This is a genomic window from Streptomyces sp. NPDC025784 (assembly GCF_055558435.1).
The window spans coordinates 1,053,214-1,070,080 of record NZ_JBVHMN010000001.1; the positions used below are offsets into that span (position 1 = coordinate 1,053,214).

The window sequence follows — 16,867 nt, forward strand, 5'->3', positions numbered from 1 at the left end:
CGAACGGCCCATGGAGATGCGCCGCGCCACCACGGTCGGGGAACTGACCGCCGCCGAGTACCTCTTCGACCACCCCGTGCGCTCCGAACGGGCCCGGCGTCTCCTGGAGACCCAGGGCCACCACCTGTTCCTGGCGTACGAGGACGGCGGTCCCGTCGGGTTCGTCAGCGGGGTGGAGACGGTCCACCCCGACAAGGGCACCGAGATGTTCCTGTACGAGCCGGCGGTCGCCGGACCGTTCCGGCGGCGCGGCACCGGGAGCTCGCTGGTGCGGGCGCTCGCCGCGCCGGCCCGGGAGCGCGGCTGCTACGGCATGTGGGTCGGCGTCGACACCGGGAACGACGTCGCCCTTGCCACCTACCGCAGCGCGGGTGGCAAGGACGACGGGTCGTGCACGGTGGTGACGTGGGCCTTCGCCTAGGCCTGCGCGTCCTCCGGGATCGACACCAGCCAGCGGGTCTCACGGCGGGGCCGCAGGTAGAAGGCCCAGTACAGGGTGGCGACGGCCGTGATGCCGCCGGTCCACAGCAGGTAGGAGGTCTCCTGCTGGCTGAGGACGTAGGCGAGGACCGCGATGAGCAGGACGGGCATCGCGGGCCACAGCGGCATCCGCCAGGCCTGCGTGTGGCGGTGCTGGCCGCGGCGGGAGAGCAGGGCGGCGACGGCGACGAGCAGGTACATGGCCGTCACGGAGACGCCGGTGACGCCGTACAGCGTGTCCAGGTTGACGAAGCACAGGAGCGCTCCGGGGACGCCCACGAGGAGCGTGGCGACCCAGGGGGAGCCGAATCGGCCGAGGCGCGACAGGCCCTTGTTGACGGGCTCGGGCCAGGCCTTGTCACGGGCGGAGGCGAACAGGACCCGCGAGTTCTGGATGACCATGACGATGCCCGCGTTGATGATCGCGAGGGCGACGCACAGGCTGACGAAGGTGCCGACGGCGGAGTTCGACCACGCGGTGACCATGCTGCTGATGTCGCCGCCGGTGAGGGCGGAGAGGTCCGAGGCGCCCATGGTGATGGCGACGACCGGGACCAGGATGATCACGGTGGAGATGGCGAGGGTGGCCAGGACCGTGCGGGCGACGTTGCGGCGCGGGTTCTCCAGCTCCTCGGAGAGGTAGACGGCGGTGGAGAAGCCCTGGGTGACGAAGAGGGCGATGGCGAGTCCGGACACGACCAGCATGGCCGTGACGGTGTCCGTGTGGCCTCCGGAGCCCGCGACCTGCATCGAGACCAGGCTGCCCGGGCCGCGCTCGCTGTGGGCGAAGCCGAGGACCGCCACGACGGCCGCCGCGATGACTTCGAGGACCAGGAAGATGCCGGTGATCCAGGCGTTGGCCCGCAGGTCGAGCAGGCCCGCGAGGGTGGCGAGGAGCATCACGCCGGCGCCGGTCATGGCGGGGTCGAGGTGCACGATCGGCGCCAGGTAGTCGGCGGTGCCCATCGCGATCACGGGCGGCACGATCATGACGACCAGCAGGGAGAGCACGAAGACCAGCCAGCCCGCGAGGCGTCCGGCCATCGTCGAGACCATCGCGTACTCGCCGCCGGCGCTGGGGATGAGGGTGCCCAGCTCCGAGTAGCAGAACGCCACGGCTATGCAGAGGAGGGAGCCGATGGCGATCGTGAGGGCGGTGGCGGTGCCGAGCGAGCCGAACAGGTCGGGCACGACCACGAAGAGCGTGGAGGCGGGCGTCACGCAGGAGAGCGTCAGCAGGGTGCCGCCGACGACGCCGATGGAGCGCTTGAGCTTTCGAGGGCCGTCCGGCGCCGAGGAGGCGGCGTCCAGGACTGCGGTCTCGACAGGGCGGAGCGTGTCGGTCATGAAGCGGTTCCGATCGACTCGTGCGTCAGGTGATTCGGGCGGGAGCGATATCGCCTCCGGCGGCTCGCGTCGTACGTCATTTCGTCCGCTCCCGACGTTGATGGAACCTTGACGGAAACCGTTGCGTCAATGGTCGTTTACCTTCGGAATCCGCACTAGCGGAGCGACCCATGTCACATCGCTTTCCCAGGCGAGCGCGCCTCTATATGGCAATCATCAAGACTCAGCAGACCGTGACCTTGCTTTCAAAGGCCCAACACGCGAAACACCTACGCCACCCGTTTCATCACCCGCACACGGGAACCGCAGCGCGGCCGTTCAAATTCGCCTGAATTTCTCGGCGGCCGGGACGACTACCGAGCGGTAGGACCCGGCTCCCGCCCAGGAGGCAGGGCTTCGCAGGTGGGAGGGGAGGCCGGTCGTGCGCGAGCCACACGGACAGGGACGCGGGACGAACGGCGCCGGACGCACCGGTGCCCCGGAACCGGCTCGCGGTTCCGGGGCACCGAGGGGCTGTCTCAGTGGTTGCGCGGGAAGCCCAGGTCGACGCCGGCCGGCGCCTCGGACGGGTCCGGCCAGCGGGTGGTGACGACCTTGCCGCGGGTGTAGAAGTGCGTGCCGTCGTTGCCGTAGATGTGGTGGTCCCCGAAGAGGGAGTCCTTCCAGCCACCGAAGGAGTGGTAGCCCACGGGCACCGGGATCGGCACGTTCACGCCGACCATGCCCGCCTCGATCTCCAGCTGGAAGCGGCGGGCGGCGCCGCCGTCCCGGGTGAAGATCGCAGTGCCGTTGCCGAACGGCGAGGCGTTGATGAGGGCGACACCCTCCTCGTAGGTGTCGACGCGCAGCACGCACAGGACGGGGCCGAAGATCTCGTCCTTGTACGCGTCCGCCGACGTGGGCACCTTGTCGAGCAGCGAGAGGCCGATCCAGTGGCCGTCCTCGTAGCCCTCGACGGTGTAGCCGGTGCCGTCCAGGACGACCTCGGAGCCCTGGGCCGCCGCGCCGGCCACGTACGACGCGACCTTGTCGCGGTGCGCGGCCGTGATCAGCGGGCCCATCTCGGAGGTCGGGTCGTTGCCGGGACCGATCTTGATCTTCTCGGCGCGCTCGCGGATCTTCGCGACCAGCTCGTCGCCGACCGAGCCGACGGCCACCACGGCCGAGATGGCCATGCAGCGCTCACCGGCCGAGCCGTAGGCGGCCGACACGGCGGCGTCCGCCGCCGCGTCCAGGTCCGCGTCCGGGAGGACCAGCATGTGGTTCTTGGCTCCGCCCAGGGCCTGGACGCGCTTGCCGTTCGCCGAGGCCGTGGTGTGGATGTAGCGGGCGATCGGGGTCGAGCCCACGAAGGAGACGGCGGCGACGTCCGGGTGCTCCAGGAGGCGGTCGACGGCCACCTTGTCGCCGTGCACCACGTTGAAGACGCCGTCCGGCAGACCGGCCTCGGCCAGCAGCTCGGCGACCTTCATCGACGCCGACGGGTCCTTCTCGGACGGCTTGAGCACGAAGGTGTTGCCGCACGCGATGGCGATCGGGAACATCCACATGGGCACCATGGCCGGGAAGTTGAACGGCGTGATGCCCGCGACGACGCCGAGCGGCTGGCGGATCGACGACACGTCGACCCGGGAGGCCACCTCGGTCGACAGCTCGCCCTTCAGCTGCACGGTGATCCCGCACGCCAGGTCCACGATCTCCAGGCCGCGGGCGACCTCGCCGAGCGCGTCCGAGTGCACCTTGCCGTGCTCGGCGGTGATCAGCTCGGCGATCTCGTCGCGGTGGGCGTCGAGCAGCGCGCGGAACTTGAACAGGATCGTGGTCCGCTTGGCCAGCGAGGACTGGCCCCAGGTCGCGTACGCGTCCTTCGCCGCGGCGACCGCGGCGTCCACCTCGTCGACGGTCGCGAAGGCGACCTGCGTGGTCACGGCGCCGGTCGCCGGGTCGGTGACCGGCCCGTACGTACCCGACGCACCTTCGACGGTCTTGCCACCGATCCAGTGGTTGACGGTCTTCGTCATGGCCAAAAACTCCTTCACAGATGGCGGCGTCGGGCGGCGACGTGCCGGTCGTACTCCTCGCGCGCCTTGACCGCCGACGATCGGGTCGCGGTCTCGGCCACAGGTACATCCCACCAGGCTTGCGCCGGGGGCGCGCCCGACACTGTGTCTGCCGTTTCGGTCTCGACGTAGACACATGTGGGAGTGTCCGCCGCGCGCGCCTCGGCCAGAGCGGCCCGCAGGTCACGCACGGTCTTCGCGCGTAGGACGCGCATCCCCAGGCTGGCCGCGTTGGCCGCGAGATCGACGGGCAGCGGAGCGCCCGTGTACGTGCGGTCCTCGGCCCGGAAGCGGTACGCCGTGCCGTACCGCTCCCCGCCCACGGCCTCGGAGAGACCGCCGATCGAGGCGTACCCGTGGTTCTGCAGGATCAGCACCTTGATCGCGACGCCCTCCTGCACGGCGGTGACGATCTCCGTCGGCATCATCAGATACGTGCCGTCGCCGACCAGCGCCCACACCGGGCGGTCCGGGGCCGCCATCCGCACACCGATCGCCGCCGGGATCTCGTAGCCCATGCACGAGTAGCCGTACTCGACGTGGTACTGATCCCGGGACCGGGTACGCCACAGCTTGTGCAGGTCGCCGGGGAGCGAGCCGGCCGCGTTGATCAGGATGTCGTCGTCGGTGACCAGCTCGTCGAGCAGGCCGAGGACCTGCGGCTGGGTCGGGCGTATGTCGTCGTCCTCGGTCTCGTAGGCCGCTCCGACGCGGTACTCCCAGCGCTCCTTGTCGTCCGTGTACTCGGTGACGTAGGCCGGCTCGGCACGGTGGTCGTGCAGCAGCAGCGCCTCGGTCAGCTCCTCGAGTCCCGCCCTGGCGTCGGCGACCAGCGGGAGGCCGCCGAGTTTGTGACCGTCGTACGGCGCGATGTTGAGGTTCAGGAAACGGACGTCCGAGCCGCCGAAGAGGGTGCCCGAGGCGGTGGTGAAGTCGGTGTAGCGGGTGCCGACGCCGATCACCAGGTCGGCGGTGCGGGCCAGCTCGTCGGCGGTCGCGGTGCCGGTGTGGCCGATGCCGCCGACGTCCTGGGGGTGGTCCCAGCGCAGCGAGCCCTTGCCCGCCTGGGTGGAGGCCACCGGGATGCGGGTGGCGGAGGCCAGCTCGGCGAGCGCCCCCTCGGCACGGCTGTGGTGGACGCCGCCGCCCGCGACGATCAGCGGACGCCGGGCCTCACGGATCGCCCGCACGGCGGCGGCCAGCTCGGCCTGGTCGACCGCCGGGCGGCGCACCGCCCAGGTCCGCTCGGCGAAGAACTCCTCCGGCCAGTCGTACGCCTCCGCCTGCACGTCCTGCGGCAACGCCAGGGTGACGGCGCCGGTCTCGACGGGGTCGGTGAGCACCCGCATCGCCTGGAGGGCGGCCGGGATCAGCGCCTCGGGGCGGGTGATCCGGTCGAAGTACCGGGACACCGGGCGCAGGCAGTCGTTGACCGACACGTCGCCCGCGTAGGGGACTTCGAGCTGCTGCAGGACCGGGTCGGCGGGGCGGGTCGCGAAGACGTCGCCGGGCAGCAGCAGGACCGGGAGGTGGTTGACGGTGGCGAGGGCCGCGCCGGTGACGAGGTTCGTGGCGCCGGGGCCGATGGAGGTGGTGACGGCGTGTGTGGACAGCCGGCCCGACTGGCGGGCGTAGCCGACCGCCGCGTGCACCATGGCCTGTTCGTTGCGGCCCTGGTGGTAGGGCATGGCGTCGCCGTACTCGACGAGTGCCTGGCCGATCCCGGCGACGTTGCCGTGCCCGAAGATGCCCCAGGTGGCACCGATCAGCCGCTGCCGGTCGCCGTCCCGTTCCGTGTACTGGGCTGCCAGGAAGCGCACCAGCGCCTGTGCGACCGTCAGCCTCGTCGTTGAGGTCATCGGTATCCCTCTGTGGTCTCTAGGTGTCCCGGGTGGAAGCAGATCCGCCACTCCCTGTCCTTGCCCGGTCCGGCCATGACGTTCAGGTAGTACATCGTGTGGCCGGGCTGGGCGACGGACGGGCCGTGCCATCCGTCGGGGACGAGGACGGCATCGCCGGTGCGGACCTCGGCGAGGACGTCGGAGCCACCCTCGCGCGAAGGGAATACGCGCTGATAGCCGAAACCGTTCGGGCCGTCGATCTCGAAGTAGTAGATCTCCTCCAGTTCGCTCTCCTCGCCCGGCCGGTACTCGTCGTGCTTGTGCGGCGGGTACGAGGACCAGTTGCCGCCCGGGGTGATGACCTCGACGGCGATGAGCCGGTCGCAGTCGAAGGCGTCCGCGGAGGCGAAGTTGCGCACTTGGCGGGCGCAGTTGCCGCTGCCGCGGGCTTCGACGGGAACCTCCGGCGCGGGGCCGTAGCGGGCGGGGAGTCGGCGCTCGCACTTCGCTCCTGCCAGGGCGAAGCGGCCTCCCGCACCGGAGGCGATCTGGACCCGGGCGTCGCGGGGCACGTACGCGAAGTCGGAGACTCCGGCGAACACGCCTTCCCTGCCCAGGAGGGGGAACTCTGCTTCCTCGATGCCGTCCTTGACGCGGACCGTGCAGCCGCCGGCGAGCGGGAGCACGATCCACTCGCTGTCACCGGTGGTGAAGGTGTGGGTGCCGTCGGGCGGCAGTTCGACGACCCGCAGGCTCGCATGGGTCCAGCCGGCCCGCTCGGGGTCGATGTCGAGCGCGTAGTGCGCGTCGGCGGTGGCGCCTCGGGGGACGTACAGCTCTTTGCTCATGCGGCCCTCACAGGAGTCCTACGGCGGTGTCCACGGCCGCGGCGACATCGCCGTCCGCCGGGTAGAGCAAGGAGCGGCCCACCACCAGACCGCGCACGGTGGGCAGTTGCAGCGCGCCGCGCCACTTCTCGTACGCGCTCTCCTGGTCCTCCGCGACGTCGCCGCCGAGGAGGACCGCGGGCAGGGTGGAGGTCTCCATGACACGGGCCATGTCGTCGGGGCTGTCCGTGACGGGAACCTTCAGCCACGTGTACGCCGAACTGCCGCCCAGACCGCTGGCGATGGCGATGGACTTGGTGACGGCCTCGGCGCTCAGGTCGTTGCGCAGCGTGCCGTCGTCGCGGCGGTGGCACAGGAACGGCTCGACGAAGACCGGCAGCCGCCGCTCGGCCATCTCGTCGATCACCCGGGCGGTGGACTCCAGCGTGCGCAGGGAGCCCGGATCGTCGTAGTCGATGCGCAGCAGGAGCTTGCCCGCGTCGAAACCGAGCCGCTCGATGTCCTGTGGCCGGTGGCCGGTGAAGCGGTCGTCCAACTCGAAGGAGGCGCCCGCGAGTCCGCCCCGGTTCATCGACCCGAGGACCACCTTGTCGTCGAGCGCGCCGAGCAGCAGCAGGTCGTCGAGGATGTCGGCGGTGGCGAGCACGCCGTCGACACCGGGACGGGACAGGGCCAGGCAGAGCCGCTCCAGGAGGTCGGCGCGGCCGGCCATGGCGAGCCCGCGGTCGCCGACGGCCAGCGCGCCCCGGGCCGGGTGGTCCGCCGCGACGATCATCAGCCGCCCGGAGTCGCCCACCAGGGGACGGCGCACCCGGCGGGCTGCTGCCTCGGCGATCGCCTCGGGGTGCCGCGCGCGGGTGCGGACGAGTCCGGCGAGGTCGACCGTGCGGTACGGCGGGCGGAGTTCGCCGCGGCCGGCGCGGGCACCGGTGGCCGCGCCGGCGGGGCCGGTCGCGTCGCCGCCCTGCTCGTGCCGGGCGCCCCCGACATGGCCCGCTCTCACCGCACTTCTCCCGCCGTGATCGCGTCCTCGATCTCCTCGGGGGCCGGCATCGCGGAGGAGCACTCCAGGCGGGACGCGACGATGGCTCCGGCGGCGTTGGCGTGCCGCATGACGCGCTCCAGGTCCCAGCCGGCGAGCAGTCCGTGGCACAGGGAGCCGCCGAACGCGTCGCCGGCGCCGAGGCCGTTGAGGACGTCCACCGGCAGCGGCGGGACCTCGGCGCGGGAGCCGTCGCGGTGGACGGCGAGGACACCCTTGGGTCCCTGCTTCACCACGGCGAGCTCGACACCCGCCTCCAGCAGGGCGCGGGCGGCGGCGTCCGGTTCGCGCTCGCCGGTCGCGATCTCGACCTCGTCGAGGTTGCCGACCGCGACGGTGACGTGGCGCAGGGCCTCGGCGTAGAACGGGCGGGCCGCCCCGGGGTCCTTCCAGAACATGGGCCGCCAGTCCAGGTCGAAGACCGTCGCGGCGGACCGGGCGCGGTGGGCGAGGGCCGCGAGGGTCGCGGTGCGACTGGGCTCCTCGCTCAGGCCCGTGCCGGTCACCCAGAACAGACGGGCCGCGCCGATGGCGTCCAGATCGAGGTCGCGTGCGTGGATCTCCAGGTCCGGCGCCTTGGGCTGCCGGTAGAAGTAGAGCGGGAAGTCGTCGGGCGGGAAGACCTCGCAGAAGGTGACGGGGGTGGGCAGTCCGGGAACCGCCGTGACCCAGCGGTCGTCGACCCCGAAACCGCGCAGCGCCTCGTGGAGGTATGCGCCGAACGGGTCCTCACCCGTCCGTGTGATCACCGCCGTACGCCGTCCGAGCCGGGCGGCGGCCACCGCCACGTTCGTCGCCGAGCCGCCGAGGAACTTCCCGAAGGACGTCACCCGGGCCAGCGTGACCCCCGTCTGCAACGGGTAGAGGTCCACACCGATCCGCCCCATGGTGATCAGGTCGTACGCCATCGCCTTCCCTTCGCTGCGGCTGAACCCAGGTCTAGTCCCGCGCGGGGAACCCTGTCAACGTTTTGTCCAGACATTCGGACGATGGCTTGACAGCTTTCCGGGGCCGCCCGAAGCTGACGCCCATGACGTCGTTGCCGCCGCAGTCATCGCCTCGCCCGTCGCCGCAGTCGCCGCCTTCGTCCTCACTGTCCCGCATCCGGATCGGTTCGGCTCCCGACTCCTGGGGCGTCTGGTTCCCCGAGGACCCCCGGCAGATCCCCTGGCGGCGATTCCTGGACGAGGTCTCCGAGTCCGGGTACGAGTGGATCGAACTCGGCCCGTACGGCTATCTGCCCACCGATCCCGGGGTTCTGAAGGAGGAGACGGCGCGACGCGGGCTCAAGGTCTCGGCCGGCACCGTCTTCACCGCACTGCACAAGGGGCCCGAGGTGTGGGAGTCCACCTGGGCGCACGTCGCGGACATCGCCGCACTCACCCGGGCGATGGGCGCCGAGCACCTCGTCGTCATTCCCGCCTTCTGGCGCGACGACAAGACCGGCGCGGTGCTGGAGGACAGCACCCTGACCCCCACGCAGTGGCGCAACCTGACCGCGCAGACGGAACGGCTCGCCCACGAGGTGCGCGAACGCTTCGGGCTGCGGATCGTCGTCCACCCGCACGCCGACACCCACATCGACACCGAGGAGAACGTCACGCGTTTCCTCGACTCGACCGACTCCTCGCTCGTGTCCCTGTGCCTCGACACCGGCCACTACGCCTACTGCGGCGGGGACAGCGTCAAGCTCATCGAGACGTACGGCGAGCGCATCGGCTACCTCCACCTCAAGCAGGTGGACCCGCTGGTCCTGGCCGAGGTGCGGGCCGGCGAGGTGCCGTTCGGGCCCGCCGTGGCCCGCGGCGTGATGTGCGAACCGCCGTCCGGTGTACCGGCGCTGGAGCCCGTGCTCGCCGCCGCGCAGCGGCTCGGCGTCGAACTCTTCGCCATCGTCGAACAGGACATGTACCCGTGTGAGCCGGACAAGCCGCTGCCGATCGCCCGGCGGACCCGGGCGTTCCTGAGGTCGTGCGGGGCGTAGCGACGCGATCGCCCCGTCGGGAACGGGGAGAGGGACGAGCCCTGCGGGGCGCAGCGGCGCAGTCGCCCCGTCGGGGGCACGGGTGAGACGGGCTCTGCGGGGCGAAGCAACGCGGTCGCCTCGTCAGGAGCGCGGAGCGAGACGGGCCTTCCGGCCGGTGGGGCCGCGTTGCACGATGGGTGTTTCCCCGGTGCGGACGGACGGCGGGAGGGACGGATGACGACGGGAATCGTCTCGCGGGCCGGGTGCGGACCCGGCGGCACCTGGGAGACCGCGCTCGCGTCGCCCCATCCGCGGCTACGGCCGGGCGTGCTCAGCTACCGCGGCATCCGGCTCGCCCTCGACGGCCCCCGGCGCAGGCTGGAGGCGCCGATCGGCGCGGCGACCCTGCTCCTCGGCTTCGACCAGCCCCTGCGCGTCTCCCGGGCGGGCCGGCCCCCCGCCACACTCGTGTCGGTGTTCTCCGGGCCGACCACCACTTCGGCCGTCGGCGAGCACGGCGGACGGCTGTCGGGCATCGAGGTCATGCTCGCGCCGTGGGCCGCGTTCACGCTGTTCGGCACACCCCAGTACGAGCTCGCCGACCGGACGGTGGACCCCGACGAACTGCCGTGTCCGCCGGGCGCGGGCCCGGGCCGGGACCGCGGGGGCAGCATCGGTGAACTGTCCGCCGCACTGGCCGCGCTGCCCGGCTGGGCGGAGCGGTTCCGGCTGCTCGACGACGTGTTCGCACGGTGGGCCGCGGCGGGGCCGCCGAGCTCGGCGCGGGTCGTACGCGCCTGGGACCGGCTCCAGCGGACCTGGGGCGCCGTGCCCGTGCCCCGGCTCGCCGACGAGGTCGGCTGGAGCGTACGGCAGTTGGAGAACCGGTTCCGGGAACAGATCGGACTCGGGCCGAAGGCCGCCGCCCGGGTGCTGCGCCTGCAACGGGCACGGCGACTGCTCGCGGCGGGGCGTTCGCAGGCGGAGACCGCGGCGGCGTGCGGGTTCTACGACCAGGCTCACCTCAGCGGGGAGTTCAGGACGATGACCGGCTGCACACCGGGTGAGTTCACGGCGGCACGGGTGACTCCTCCCGTGGCTCCGCCCGGCCCTCCGGGAACGGACCGGATGGCGGGCGAGGCCACCAGTCTGCTCCTCCCGGCCGACGGGGACACCGCTCCTGACGGCCGACGCACGGCTCCCTCCCGACCGGCCCCCTCCCGACCGGGCCCGGACCGCTCCGGGGAAACGGCACTCCGCCGGAACGTGATCGACCCGAATGCGATTTTTTCCAAGACCCGCAGGACGCGCTGACGGCACGCTGATCCTTCCGGCCACGCACCAGGGGGATGCGGGGAGCCGGTGGGCCGGGCCCGGCAAGGGCGGCTCCCGCGCGAACACGGCGGGAGAGTCCCGGGGGACAAGGGCCCGGCCCGCCGACGGCTCCGCTCAGCGTGTCCGTCAGCGTCCTGTGCTCAGAAGGCATTTGATGCCCACGGCCACCCGGCGTACACCTCTTCGCTCGTTCGCCAATGCGTCACTCGTGTCACAAAAACCACCCCCCTGTCACACATGTCGCGTGTACGCGGGTCTTGCGTCACACCCGGTTCACAGCCGCAGCCCGGTGCCCACGCCGCGTCGTTCACGGAGCACAGGCTTTGTGATCGCCAGCGCAGCGCCCGGCTCCCCCGACGGCCGCCCCCGGCCGCCGCCGCGGTGCGCGCAGGGAGGTGCCACTCATGACCGACCGTAGACTCTGGTCGTACAAGGAGATCGCGGCGCACATCAAGGTGCAGCCGGACACCGTCCGGTCGTACCGCAAGCACGGGCTGCTGCCGGAACCCGACCATGTGGAGCGGGGAAAGCCCTACTGGTACGCCGACACCGTCCGGGCCTGGGTCGCCTCCCGCCCGGGAAACCGGGGCCGTCGGGACGGCTGAGCCGCCCCGCCCAGCTGCCCCACCTCAGGGTGGGGCACCCTTCTTCGCATGAACTTCTCCATGAAACCCGTCCTCACCGGCGAGAAGACCGTGCTGCGCCCGTTCACCGCGGACGACGCGGAGGCGATCCTGGAGATCCTCGACGACCCCGACGTGATGCGCTTCACCTTCCCGGCGCAGCCGGACACCCCCTTCACCCTGGAACGGCTGCGGGCCGTCTACGGCGCCCGCGCCACCCAGCCCGACCGGCTCGACCTCGCGGTGACCGACCCCGCCACCGGCGAACTCGTCGGCGAGGTCGTCCTCAACGAGTGGGACCCCGTCCAGCGCAGCTGCTCCTTCCGCACACTCATCGGCCCCCGCGGCCGGGACCGGGGATTCGGCACCGAGGCCGTCCGTCTCATCGTCGGCCACGGTTTCGAACAACTCGGTCTGCACCGGATCTCCTTGGGCGTCTACGGCAACAACCACCGTGCCCGGCGCGTGTACGAGAAGGTCGGCTTCGTGGTCGAGGGCGTCCTGCGCGAGGCCGCACTGCGCGACGGTGAGTGGGTCGACGAGGTGCTCATGGCGATCCTCGACCACGAGTGGGCCGCCCACGGAGGCCACCCGGAGGGCCGGGTCAGCTCCACGGTTCGATGACCGTCACCCCCGACGCCGGCGCCGTGCCCATCGCCGCCAGCGCGGACGGCGCCGCGTCCAGCGGGATCGTCGAGGTGACCAGGAGGTCGGGCCGCAGCACACCCGCGCGGACCAGCTCCAGCATGCCGGGGTAGGCATGCGCGGCCATCCCGTGACTGCCCAGCACTTCCAGTTCCAGCCCGATCACGCGGGCCATCGGGACCGGGGTGGCGCCGGTCGGCGAGGGCAGCAGACCGACCTGGACGTGCCGGCCTCGGCGGCGCAGCCCGTGCACCGAGGCCGCGCAGGTGGCCTCGGAGCCGAGGGCGTCCAGCGACAGGTGGGCGCCGCCGCCGGTCAGTTCCCGGACGGCCTCGGCGACGTCCCCCGTCCGGGACGCGTCCACGCACTGCGCCGCCCCGAACTTCCGTGCCAGGTCGAGCGCCGCGGGCGACACGTCGACGGCCACGACCCGCGCCCCCGACGCCGCCGCGATCATCACCGCCGACAGGCCCACGCCTCCGCAGCCGTGCACGGCGACCCACTCCCCCGCCGCCACCCGGCCCTGCGCGACCACCGCGCGGTAGGCCGTGGCGAACCGGCAGCCCAACGAGGCGGCCGTCGCGAAGGACAGCTCGTCCGGCACCGCGACCAGGTTCACCTCGGCGTGGTCGAGCGCCACGTACTCGGCGAAGGAGCCCCAGTGTGTGAAGCCCGGCTGGGTCTGGCGCTCGCACACCTGCTGGTCGCCCGCCGCGCACGAAGGGCAGCTTCCGCAGGCGCACACGAACGGAACGGTGACCCGGTCGCCGGCACGCCAGCCGGTCACCCGGGCACCCACCGCCTCGACGACTCCGGCCAGTTCGTGGCCCGGCACGTGCGGCAGGGTGATGTCGGGGTCGTGGCCCATCCAGCCGTGCCAGTCGCTCCGGCACAGCCCGGTGGCCTCGACGCGCACCACGACCCCGTGCTCCGCGGGCGCCGGGTCCGCGACCTCACGTACCTCGGCCGGTTCCTCGTACCGCTCGAACACCACTGCCCGCATCCGTCTCGCCCTCCGCCCGGAGATCAGCTTCCGCAGCGAACGCTAGCCGCGCGCCTCGACCTTGTCCCGGTCCCGGCCCTCCTCACGGCCCCGCTCCTCCTCGCCGCCCCGGCGCCCGGCGTCCTCCTCCGGGTCGGTCCGGCGGGTGTGACCGTCCCCGTCCGGTGCGGACTCCGCGGGGGACCCGCCTTCGCTGAGTCCGAACCGGTCGTGGAACCGCCGCAGCGGTCCCGGCGCCCACCAGGTGGCGCGGCCCGTGAGGCGCATGACCGCCGGAACCAGCAGGCTGCGGACGACCATCGCGTCCATCAGCACCGCGAGGGCGATGCCCAGACCGAGCATCTTGGTGTTGGTCACCCGCGAGGTGCCGATGGCGACCATCACCACCGCGAGGATGACCGCAGCCGCGGTGATCAGACCGCCGGTGCGCTGGAGGCCGAACCGGACCGCCTCCCGGTGGTCGCCGGTGTGGTCGTACTCCTCCTTGATGCGGGACAGGAGGAAGACTCCGTAGTCCATCGAGAGGCCGAAGGCGACGCAGAACATGAGCACCGGGAGGGTCGTCTCTATCGAACCCGGGCTGGTGAAGTCGAGCAGTCCGGAGAGATGGCCGTCCTGGAAGACCCAGACCACGGCGCCGAACATCGCCGTCAGGCTGAGCGCGTTGAGCACGACCGCCTGGACGGGGATGAGCACACTGCCGGTCAGCAGGAAGACGAGGAACAGGGTGACGACGGCGATGAACGCCGCGGCCCAGGGAAGCCGGTCGGCTATCGCGTGCTTGGAGTCGACCAGGACGGCGGCGGTGCCGGTGACCGACGTGTCGAACGGGGCTTCCGTCGCCCGGAGTTCGCCGACGAGGTGCTGTGCCTCCTCGTCCACGGCCTCGCCCTTCGGCAGCACCGTGAAGTACGCCGAGTCGCCCTGCACCAGGGGTCCGTCCACGCGGAGCACTTCGGGGAGCGCGGCGATCCGGGCCTTGTACTGCGCGTACTGGGTCTCGGTCGCCGGTCCTTCGGCGAGGACCTCCAGGCCGCCGCCGGGGCTGCCGGGGAACCCGTCGCGGATGTGCTGCTGGACGACATGGGACTCGGCGTCCGAGGGCAGCTGCCGGTCGTCCGCCGTGCCGAACTTCACGCCCAGGAAGGGCAGTCCGAGCACGACCAGGCCGATCGTGGTGGCCACCGCGAAGAGCGGGGCCCGGCGCATCACGAGGGAGGCCATGCGTCCCCAGGCGGCTCCGCCTCCGGTCGTCCGCCGCTCGCCCCGGCGGAACAGGCGCCGCAGGTCCAGGGAATTCACCCGGGCCCCGAGCAGGATCAGCGCCGCGGGCAGCAGGATCAGCGCCGCGCCCGCGGCCAGCAGCACCACGGCGATGCCCGAGTAGGCGAAGGAGCGCAGGAAGTACTGCGGGAAGAGCAGCATCGCGGCCAGCGACACGGCGACGGTGAGGGCCGAGAACAGCACCGTACGGCCCGCGGTACGCAGGGTCGTGGCGACGGCCGCCGGCGGGACGGAACCGGCGGCCAGCTCCTCGCGGAACCTGCGGACGATGAACAGGGCGTAGTCGATGGCGAGGCCGAGCCCCAGCGCCGTGGTGAGGTTCATCGCGAAGACGGAGACGTCCGTGAACTCGGTGAGGCCGCGCAGCACCGCGTTCGTGCCGAGGATCGCGATGATGCCGACGCCGAGCGGCAGGAGGGCCGCGACCGCGCTGCCGAAGACCATCACCAGCAGCACGAGGGTCACGGGCAGGGCGATCAGCTCGGCCCGGGTGAGGTCCTCACGGATGGTCGTCTGCATCTCGTGCCGTACGGCGACGGGTCCGCCGACCTGGACCTCCACCGGACCGTGCTTCCCGCGGTACGAGGGGGCGAGGCGGTCCAGGGTCTCGCCCGCCGTCTTCTCGTCGCCCGTGATCCGCGCGGCGACCAGCGCCTCGTGCCCGTCCTTCGCCTTCAGCGCGAGGGAACCGGACTGCCAGTACGAGCCGACGCCGGTGACGCCCCGCTCGGTGGCCAGCCGTGCCGCGAGCCGCTTCGCCTCCGCGGCGACCGCGGGGTCGTCGACCGAGGCGCCGCCCGAGTCGACGAGGAGCAGCAGATTGGGCTGCGAGGCGGGGAACTCCCGCTCCAGCGCCTTGGTCGCGTACGTCGACTGCGCGGCCGGGTCCTCCCAGCCTCCGCTGCCCAGCCGGTCGGCGACGTCGCTGCCGGCGGCCACGGCGAGCGCGGTGATCAGCAGTGCGACGAGCAGGGAGAGCCGGGGGCGCGCGGTCACGAACCGGGTCCAGCCGCCGATCCGTACGCCGTCACCCGCGCCGATCCGTACGCCGTCACCCGCGCCGGTCCTCGACATGCCGTCACCCGCGCCGGTCCTCGACATGCCGTCACCCGCGCCGGCCGTCGACGCGTCGTCGGCTCCGGCCCCGCGGTCTCCGCTCTCCCCGCTCAGCGCGTCCCCGCCGCCGTCCCCCCGGTTCGCGTCGGCCGGGTCGGCGCCGCTTCCGCCGACGCTCGTCGCCCGGTCGTCGCCGCCCCTCCCGCGGTCCTCACCTGCGCTCTTGACGTCGGTCATCGTGCGGTGTCCCCTTCACCGTGACCCGCCGCCTGCGCACGAGCAGGCAGCATGGATCGACCATTGCCATAGACTGGCAAACACGAGAGATCGCTCGCGTTTCACCAGAATGCGAGCGAGCACTCGCGTTTGTCAATCGCGTTCGGAGAGCTGGGGATAACTCGTGCCCGAGATGCCCGAGAAGCAGCAGACCGGCGACGAGAGGCCGCGCCGCCGGCAGGCCCGCGGCGAGCGCCGCATCGCCCAGCTGCTGGAGGCCGCCGCCGCCGTCTTCTGCACGACCGGCTACACGGCCGCGAGCACCAACGCCATCGCGCGCGAGGCGGGCGTCTCACCGGGCACGCTGTACCAGTTCTTCCCGAACAAGGAGGCCATCGCGATCGAGCTGGGCGACCGGCTCATGCACGAGATGCGTGAGACGTACGGCGAGGCGCTCGCACCGGTCGACCCGGCGACACCGCTGGAGCAGGCCGTCGGCGCCGCCGTGGACCGCTTCATCGCCTTCAACTGCGACCACCCGGTGTTCTTCGCCCTGATGCACGGCCCCGACGTCCCCGGCCGCATCACGGAGGAGCACGACGCCCTGCACCAGACACTGGTCGCACGGATCGAAGGCCTGATCCGCTCGTTCCTGCCCGGCGCGCCGGACGCCGACGTCACGCGCACGGCGCAGATGTGCCTGGGCATGTACAAGGCCGGCCTGGAGCTGGTCCTCGCCCACGAGGAGGCGGAGCGCGGCGCCTACGTCCAGGAGCTGAAGAACGCCCTCTTCCGTTACCTCGAACCCCTGACGCGCGACGGTGCCGCACCGGCCCCCGACCTCACCGCGCCCCCGCTCCCCTGACGGACCGACCCCGGCCACCGGCCCTCACCACGCCCCCTCAGGGACCGGCCGACCACCCTCACCGCGCCTCGCAGGGACCGGCCGAGCGACCCCGCCACGACCTCGCCCCGCCGAATCCCGCCGCCGACGGCGGAGCGGGTGCCGCGACGACCGTGGTCAGAATGAGCGTTCCGGCCTGCGACATAGAGGACACTTCCCATAAGGTTCGAACAAATCGAACCGTCGAATCGATGCGCGCCGCAGCGGAGACCGGCCC

At 72.1% G+C, this 16,867-nt stretch carries 13 protein-coding genes and 1 pseudogene; 6 read left to right on the forward strand and 8 right to left on the reverse strand.

Features of this window, described 5'->3' with window-relative positions; translation table 11 throughout:
* Positions 1–10: 10 nt before the first annotated feature.
* Positions 11–421: a GNAT family N-acetyltransferase gene (locus tag ACZ4IF_RS04580; protein ID WP_467559462.1), complete on the forward strand. Its 411-nt coding sequence runs from the start codon at positions 11–13 to the stop codon at positions 419–421.
* Here the strand turns inward: ACZ4IF_RS04580 and ACZ4IF_RS04585 are convergent.
* The 6 genes from ACZ4IF_RS04585 to iolC form a co-directional block, all read right to left on the reverse strand.
* Positions 418–1,827, reverse strand: coding sequence for an APC family permease (locus ACZ4IF_RS04585; protein ID WP_467559464.1), 1,410 nt, complete (start codon positions 1,825–1,827; stop codon positions 418–420). The genes ACZ4IF_RS04580 and ACZ4IF_RS04585 overlap by 4 nt on opposite strands.
* 518 nt (positions 1,828–2,345) lie before the next feature.
* Positions 2,346–3,848: a CoA-acylating methylmalonate-semialdehyde dehydrogenase gene (gene mmsA, locus ACZ4IF_RS04590; RefSeq protein WP_467559466.1), complete on the reverse strand. Its 1,503-nt coding sequence runs from the start codon at positions 3,846–3,848 to the stop codon at positions 2,346–2,348.
* Between the two features lie 14 nt (positions 3,849–3,862).
* The gene (gene iolD, locus ACZ4IF_RS04595; RefSeq protein ID WP_467559468.1) at positions 3,863–5,746 is read right to left on the reverse strand and encodes a 3D-(3,5/4)-trihydroxycyclohexane-1,2-dione acylhydrolase (decyclizing); all 1,884 of its coding nucleotides are present in this window, start codon (positions 5,744–5,746) and stop codon (positions 3,863–3,865) included.
* The gene (gene iolB / locus ACZ4IF_RS04600) at positions 5,743–6,576 is read right to left on the reverse strand and encodes a 5-deoxy-glucuronate isomerase (protein ID WP_426681123.1); all 834 of its coding nucleotides are present in this window, start codon (positions 6,574–6,576) and stop codon (positions 5,743–5,745) included. Before iolB ends, iolD begins: the two co-directional genes overlap by 4 nt.
* A gap of 7 nt (positions 6,577–6,583) precedes the next feature.
* Complete coding sequence (locus tag ACZ4IF_RS04605) at positions 6,584–7,411, reverse strand: Cgl0159 family (beta/alpha)8-fold protein (protein ID WP_467559969.1); 828 nt, start codon at positions 7,409–7,411, stop codon at positions 6,584–6,586.
* A 164-nt stretch (positions 7,412–7,575) separates the two neighbouring features.
* Entirely contained in the window at positions 7,576–8,526 is a 951-nt protein-coding gene (iolC, locus tag ACZ4IF_RS04610) for a 5-dehydro-2-deoxygluconokinase (protein WP_467559470.1), read from the reverse strand.
* A gap of 122 nt (positions 8,527–8,648) precedes the next feature.
* Here iolC and ACZ4IF_RS04615 point away from each other — a divergent pair, with 122 nt between their 5' ends.
* From ACZ4IF_RS04615 to ACZ4IF_RS04630, 4 genes and pseudogenes are all read left to right on the forward strand, one after another.
* Complete coding sequence (locus ACZ4IF_RS04615; protein ID WP_467559472.1) at positions 8,649–9,602, forward strand: sugar phosphate isomerase/epimerase family protein; 954 nt, start codon at positions 8,649–8,651, stop codon at positions 9,600–9,602.
* A gap of 216 nt (positions 9,603–9,818) precedes the next feature.
* Positions 9,819–10,742, forward strand: a pseudogene (locus ACZ4IF_RS04620) (helix-turn-helix domain-containing protein); the annotation flags it as partial.
* Positions 10,743–11,323: 581 nt separating this feature from the next.
* A complete protein-coding gene (locus tag ACZ4IF_RS04625; RefSeq protein ID WP_467559474.1) occupies positions 11,324–11,524 on the forward strand; it encodes a helix-turn-helix transcriptional regulator in 201 nt (66 codons plus the stop codon).
* Between the two features lie 48 nt (positions 11,525–11,572).
* Complete coding sequence (locus ACZ4IF_RS04630) at positions 11,573–12,166, forward strand: GNAT family N-acetyltransferase (protein WP_467559476.1); 594 nt, start codon at positions 11,573–11,575, stop codon at positions 12,164–12,166.
* Here the strand turns inward: ACZ4IF_RS04630 and ACZ4IF_RS04635 are convergent.
* Both ACZ4IF_RS04635 and ACZ4IF_RS04640 read right to left on the reverse strand, forming a co-directional pair.
* Positions 12,147–13,190, reverse strand: coding sequence for a zinc-dependent alcohol dehydrogenase family protein (locus tag ACZ4IF_RS04635; RefSeq protein WP_467559478.1), 1,044 nt, complete (start codon positions 13,188–13,190; stop codon positions 12,147–12,149). The genes ACZ4IF_RS04630 and ACZ4IF_RS04635 overlap by 20 nt on opposite strands.
* 42 nt (positions 13,191–13,232) lie before the next feature.
* Positions 13,233–15,548 (reverse strand): MMPL family transporter, encoded by a 2,316-nt coding sequence (locus ACZ4IF_RS04640; RefSeq protein ID WP_467559971.1) that lies wholly within the window; start codon positions 15,546–15,548, stop codon positions 13,233–13,235.
* A 391-nt stretch (positions 15,549–15,939) separates the two neighbouring features.
* Between ACZ4IF_RS04640 and ACZ4IF_RS04645 the strand changes: the two genes are divergently transcribed.
* Positions 15,940–16,611, forward strand: coding sequence for a TetR/AcrR family transcriptional regulator (locus tag ACZ4IF_RS04645; RefSeq protein WP_467559973.1), 672 nt, complete (start codon positions 15,940–15,942; stop codon positions 16,609–16,611).
* Positions 16,612–16,867 lie beyond the last annotated feature (256 nt).